Genomic DNA, 6,264 nt, shown 5'->3' with positions numbered 1-6,264 from the left:
AAACTTGCTCTTTGCCATTTCTGCGCTCCTGCGAGGACCTGATCAGATCAGAAGAAAAACACTCAGAGAAAATAGGTGGTGCCCATGACGCGGATCGAACGCGTGACCTCTCCCTTACCAAGGGAGTGCTCTACCACTGAGCCACATGGGCATCGACACGGGTTTGCAGACTCAAACAAACCGACAAACCGGTGTCGACGACGAAATACCAACCAACTGGAGCGGGAGACGGGAATCGAACCCGCGTGATCAGCTTGGAAGGCTGGAGTTCTACCATTGAACTACTCCCGCCCGGGAGCCTTACCTCTCCACTTCCGAGGGATCGAGTTGCCGGCATTTGCCGACGACTCGAATCACGAAAAGTGTTTGCCTTGGTGGAGGAGGCTGGATTCGAACCAGCGTACGCGTTAGCGGGCAGATTTACAGTCTGCTGCCTTTAACCACTCGGCCACCCCTCCGAGGCAAGCCCGCAACTATAGCACAGCATTTTCGGCTTCCAAAGCGTTTTTTTGAAATAGCTGCAAAAGAGGCCCTCCATCTCGACCGCCTTCACCTTTGGATTGCACACACAACAGGCAGGCCGCGAGCCTCAAACCGAGGGCAACGCCACCATGCAACCACTCAATCACGCCGGAATACCCCCATCCAGACAACTACCGCAGGAAGCACATGCGGCAAGAGAAGTTCAAGCCTCCACCCAAAACCACTTCAACACCAAACCCAGTAAACACCAGTAGCCTACCGACAACTCCAACACTAGTCATAGACGCTTACGCACAGGGGCAAATAACAACCCAACGCCACCCACTCAAGTTGCCCTACAACAGGGACGAAATCCCCACTGGCAAGCAAAAGTCATGGTGGCGGACTTGCCACAACAAGGGAAAACACGCACCGAAAAGTGGTAGCAAAGTGGCACTACCGAGTCGTATAGTGGCATGGCATTGGTTGCATTGATACGTCATTGGCGGCACCAGACACATGCCAAATGGTCCATCAATTGGTATTGTTCAGGTTCCACGTGGTAACAGGCCGAGTCCGTAAATCTTGGCCAAATCGAGGAAAAGAAATGAAGGTCAAACAGAGCCCCATCGCAGCTGCCGTCACCTTGACGCTGCTGAGCGTTTCGCTGGCAGCGCAAGCCCAGCAAGCTGAAACCAAACAAGACACTGCCCAACTGGAGCAAGTGGTTGTGACTGGTATCCGCGCTTCGCTGCAATCAGCAGTGAACATCAAGAAAAATGCGAACGCCGTCGTGGACGCCGTTTCCGCTGAAGATGTGGGCAAGCTGCCTGACGCCGACGTCGGCCAAGCACTGGGCCGCATCCCCGGCGTGTCCGTTGGCCGTGACTTCGGTGTTGGCGCTTCGGTGTCCATCCGCGGTACCGACCCACAAATGACCTACACCACGCTGAATGGCCAGACCATGGCCTCCACCGGCTGGTACGACCAAAAAGCGATTGACCGCTCCTTCAACTACTCGCTGCTGCCTTCCGAACTGATCGGCGGCATGGAGGTTTACAAGACTTCCCAAGCCGACATCACCGAAGGCGGCATCGGCGGCACCGTGATCGTCAAGACACGCAAGCCTCTGGATCTGGCCCCCAACACCGCATTTGTCAGCGTCAAGCTGGGCAAGGGCACCGTCAGCACCGACCTGAACAAAGAAGGTTCGGCCCTGTACAGCTGGCGCGATTCTCAGAAGAAGTTCGGTGTCTTGATCGCCGGCGCGATCGAGAAGGGTGACTACATCCGCCGCGGCATCGAGGCCGATGGCCGCTGGTCTGGCGACGTGGTGCCCGGCACTTTCTTCCAAGAAAAGCAGCGTTCCGCCGTGAACGTGACCCTGCAAGCCAAGCCTACTGCAGCGATTGACCTGGGCCTGAACTACACCCGCCTGGAATACCAAGCTCCCGCTGGCAACACCACGCACTACGCCTTCACGTTGCAAGATCCAGGCAAGGGCTACGCAGACACCAACGCCTGCACATTGCCCAACCCCACCAAGGGCCTGCTCTGCCTGAAGACCAAGCTGGATGCATCGAACGAATCCAGCACCTTCATGCAAACCTGGGCACGTGACGCCACCATGAGCTCGGACAGCCTGGTCCTGAACGGCAGCTTCAAGGGCGAAAGCTTCAAGCTGGAAGCCGTGGCCGGCACCACCAAGGCAGATGGCGGCACTTCGCTGACCAGCAACTACAGCTATGTGGGCTGGGGCAATGCGCCGCTGATGCCTAAGTGGCAAGGCACGACCGACGCCACCGGCAAGCAGATCGTCATGACTCCGAGCAAGGACATGAGCGTTCCTCTGTCCAGCCTGCCGAAGGATTCCGGTCCTGAGACTTGGGCGACCGCTCGCGGCCCCAACAAGGACAAAGAGAACTTCCTGCAGTTGGATGCCACGGTTGATCTGGACTGGGGAGTCCTGACTTCGTTCAAGACTGGTGCTCGCGCAACCACCCACACATTCACCAAGACCGAGTACCGTCCGACTTTCGTGACCACGCCCGTGACAGCGCCCACTTCGAGCCTGTTCGACGGCACGATGGCTGTTGGCACCCCCGGCTGGAGCGTTCCTAAGCCCAATCTGTCCGCCATGTTCAACCTGGCCAAGGCCAATGTGAAGGACTGGGTCGAATCGCGCGGCGGCTACGGTGAACTGGAAGAGAAGAACACCGCCCTGTACGGTATGTTCGACTTCGAGAAAGACCAGCTGCACGGTAACTTCGGTCTGCGTTACATCCGCACCAAGGCCCAGGCATCGTCCTACTTCTACGACGGCAAGACCGACATGACCGCTGTGGTGGAAGCCAATCGTGGCTGGAGCACCACCAAGAAGAACACCGACGCTTCGTACAGCGACTGGCTGCCAAGCTTGAACCTGGTCTATGACCTGAGCAAGGAAATGAAGCTGCGCGCTGCTGCTTCGAAGGCCATCACCCGCCCGAACTACGACAATATGTTCATCGGTGGTTCGACCGCTGGCTGGAATGACACATTGCCAGGCAACGAAACCGTGACCTTCGGCAATGTGGGCCTCAAGCCCATGGCCTCGAAGCAGTTCGATCTGGGTCTGGAGTACTACTACGGCCGCGGCAACCTGGTCGCTGTGACTTACTTCCACAAGAAGATCGACAACTTCATCACCACCGACACCCTGGTGAACCAGCAAATCGGTTTGATCAGCCCAGACACCGGTAAGGACAATTGGACGATCAACACCTACAAGAATGCTGGCGGCGGCAAGATCAACGGCATTGAAGCTCAGATCAACCACGGCTTTGGCAACGGCTTCGGCACCTCGGTGAACTACACCTACACCGACGCTTCGGCCCCGGGCAAGAGCTACCAAGACGAGTTGAACCTGTTCACTCTGTCGTCCAAGCACAATGCGAACTTGGTCGGCTACTGGGAAAATTCGACTTACTCGGCTCGTTTGGCCTACAACTGGCGTTCGAAGTACATGGTTCGTGAAACCGGTTACTACAGCAACCGTATGCACGACGCCTTCGGTTCGCTGGATCTGAGCCTGGGCTGGAACGTGACCGACAAGCTGCGTGTCAGCTTCGACGCCACCAACCTGCTGAAGAAGGATGACATCCAGTACGGTGCCGCCGGTGCTAACACCACCCTGCGCTCTTCTTTGAAGGAAGGCTATCCCGCCTGGTCCTTCATGGGTGAGACCACTTACCGCCTTGGCCTGAGCGCCAAGTTCTGATCAGGCTTAGTCCTGTAACAGCAAAAAGCCCGGCAACTGCCGGGCTTTTTTTTATGTGCGCCCGAATAGCTTAGAAATCAAAAAATGTATTCACGGTGAGTCGGCCCCTTTTGGGGTCATCGCAAATACCGATGCCAGGATTGATACATGCACTGTGCAGCAAACTACCCGGATAAACGGCCAGCCGATTGAAACGAGCCGGCAACATGCCCAGGAAAGTGAAGTGCTCGTCGGAGTCATCAAAGTACCGCGCTTGAGGCGGGACCTTGTTCAATTCCTGGTAGTAAACATCTGAATAGCGCTGCACATTTTCAGGCGTGATTTTTTGAATGCCTGTCGCCTTGTGCCGATAAAAGCCGGTACCGCCATGCTCCGGGCCACACAGATAAAGCAACACCGCCATATGGTGAGGCGAACTTGAATCAAAGTGGGGCGTTCTTTGCATCAGACCCAAACCAGTGGGCTCTACTGTCGTCAATGAAAACTCACAAGCACTCTTACTCAAATCCAAATGTTCCGGCACTTGAAAATTGACCTTGATGAGCGGATCCAACAGTTCGGCAAGCGCGATTGAATAGGCCGCCGGCGCAGTGGCACGTACGCCGGGATAGCCCTTTTTCTGATCAAAACCTGGGCACGGTAAAAATTGACTCCGTGCTGCAGCCTCAAGCATTAAATTCGGATTAGTCAAAAAATCATCAATAAAGATAACTTGGTGCTCACCAATTCTCACCGACTGGATGTCCGGTGGCATGCGTATAGAAATTTCGGAACTCATGTTTACACCTCAGAAAGTGATCCCTGTTTAGGCAGGTTTTACGTTGCTGCTCTTCATGCCTTGGTAGGCGGCCAAAAAACCATCCAACCACTCTCGATGACCAATCAGTCCCGCTGACATCTGCACTTCCAACTGCCGAATATTTTGCAATTCTCGAGTAAAAACTTGACGCTCCGACTCCGTCATGCGTCGCTCCAATGTTTTGTACTTCATGCCATACAAAACGAATAGGAAGTTCTCCACATCAAACAAATCAAACCGACTGAAAAAATCTGATTTCTTGGGAGCATTGAAACGCCACATAGCAAGGCGCTCAGAGAGAACCTCGGACATTTTTGGTTCGACCGTATTTAGACGCCAAAATTCAGAGTCGCGCCGATCAGATATACAGTAATGCAACTGTACGAAGTCCATCACCCGCTCCCAGGTGTATGCAAGTACCTTGTTGCAATAATCTGCAGCGATGGACATTCCCCCTTTTTGAGGTGAGAAATTTCGGGCGAACAATTCAGCCGCTAGATCGGTGACAAATATCGATGTCGCCTCCAAGGGCTCTACAAAGCCGTGAGCCAAGCCCAAGGCTACGACGTTTTTGCACCAAAACTTTTCGCGGTAGCCAATTTTCATAGGGATTTTCCGCGGCGATAGTTGATCCGCGGGCAGTCCCACATGTGCGGCCAAGCCCTCAAGCGCCTGAGATTCGCTCATGTGCGCACTGGAATAGACGAATCCGACGCCCCGTCGATTGGTCAGAGGAATATCCCAAAGCCATCCGGCCTGATGCGCCTTGGCCAGTGTGTACGGAGCGATTTCAGAGCCATGTTCTGTTGCGACCTGCACGGCCAAGGCTGAGTCCGTCAATATCTGATTCGACTTATCGACAAACGGAACCCGATATAGTTTCCCAAGCAATAGGGAGTTAAAGCCTGTGCAGTCGACATAGAAATCGTAGTGCAGATGCTCACCCTCTTTGCTTACCAGATAAGCGACTTCTCCTTGGTCATTCAGGCAAGCGTCAACAACCGTAGCAAGCTTGTGCTGCACCCGTAACTTTTCCTTTGCATTCTTTGCCAGCAATTGGCCGAATTTCACTGCATTGAAGTGATAGGCGTAATTCACGGGGCCCTCAAATGGCCCCGAGGATATTTGCTTCGGGGCTTTCATCGCGTCCGCCAAGCCCGGCACTTCACTCACTGCAGAGAATTCCATCGTGTCAGCATGCTTTAAATACATGGACGTGACATCGATCCCGGCCGGATAGGGCGAAGAAAATGGGTGGTAATAGGAATTGCTGGCCATTGTTGAACCGCCAGCCATCCAATCGACAAACTTTATCCCCACCTTAAAGGTGGTGTCACAAGTTGCGAGCAATTCTGCTTCGGAGATACCGAACTTCTGCAATGATTTGCGAATATGGGGGACGGTCCCTTCGCCCACACCAATAATTCCAATTTCCGGAGATTCGATCACGGTAATCGTAACGTCCTGCTCCGCTCGCAACTCCACTGCCAGATGGTTGGCAGCCAGCCACCCGGCCGTTCCACCGCCAATAATTGCTATGTTTTTCACTCGCATAGTTTATTTACCCAATAAATCATAGTCATAACTAGCTCACAAATTGAAATCTACAACTTCCAGATAGTTCTAAAGATGTGCCGCTAGTGTCAAATAATCTCGCCAATGCAGGATGAGCATCAAATCCACAAAGGCATCTACCCCCTGATGGGGGAATGGGACTCCAAACGGCGCGCCTTGAATTTATGAT

At 54.0% G+C, this 6,264-nt stretch carries 3 protein-coding genes and 3 tRNA genes; 1 reads left to right on the top strand and 5 read right to left on the bottom strand.

Annotation, left to right across the window (positions count from 1 at the left end):
* Positions 1-76: 76 nt before the first annotated feature.
* The 3 genes from WG899_RS17515 to WG899_RS17505 all read right to left on the bottom strand — a co-directional run bounded on the left by WG899_RS17515 (position 77) and on the right by WG899_RS17505 (position 458).
* A tRNA-Thr gene (locus WG899_RS17515) sits at positions 77-151 on the bottom strand.
* A gap of 66 nt (positions 152-217) precedes the next feature.
* Positions 218-291: transfer RNA gene (locus tag WG899_RS17510), tRNA-Gly, on the bottom strand.
* 81 nt (positions 292-372) lie between these two features.
* A tRNA-Tyr gene (locus WG899_RS17505) sits at positions 373-458 on the bottom strand.
* A 611-nt stretch (positions 459-1,069) separates the two neighbouring features.
* Here WG899_RS17505 and WG899_RS17500 point away from each other — a divergent pair.
* Positions 1,070-3,721: a TonB-dependent receptor gene (locus WG899_RS17500; protein ID WP_339596937.1), complete on the top strand. Its 2,652-nt coding sequence runs from the start codon at positions 1,070-1,072 to the stop codon at positions 3,719-3,721.
* Positions 3,722-3,791: 70 nt separating this feature from the next.
* On the opposite strand, the gene WG899_RS17495 is transcribed toward WG899_RS17500, so the two are convergent.
* A complete protein-coding gene (locus WG899_RS17495) occupies positions 3,792-4,499 on the bottom strand; it encodes a DUF6445 family protein (RefSeq protein ID WP_339596936.1) in 708 nt (235 codons plus the stop codon).
* Between the two features lie 27 nt (positions 4,500-4,526).
* Positions 4,527-6,074 (bottom strand): tryptophan halogenase family protein, encoded by a 1,548-nt coding sequence (locus tag WG899_RS17490; protein WP_339596935.1) that lies wholly within the window; start codon positions 6,072-6,074, stop codon positions 4,527-4,529.
* Positions 6,075-6,264 lie beyond the last annotated feature (190 nt).

The organism is Paucibacter hankyongi, assembly GCF_037482915.1.
Taxonomy (GTDB): domain Bacteria; phylum Pseudomonadota; class Gammaproteobacteria; order Burkholderiales; family Burkholderiaceae_C; genus Paucibacter_A; species Paucibacter_A hankyongi.
This window is presented reverse-complemented; position numbering and strand designations above follow the sequence as displayed.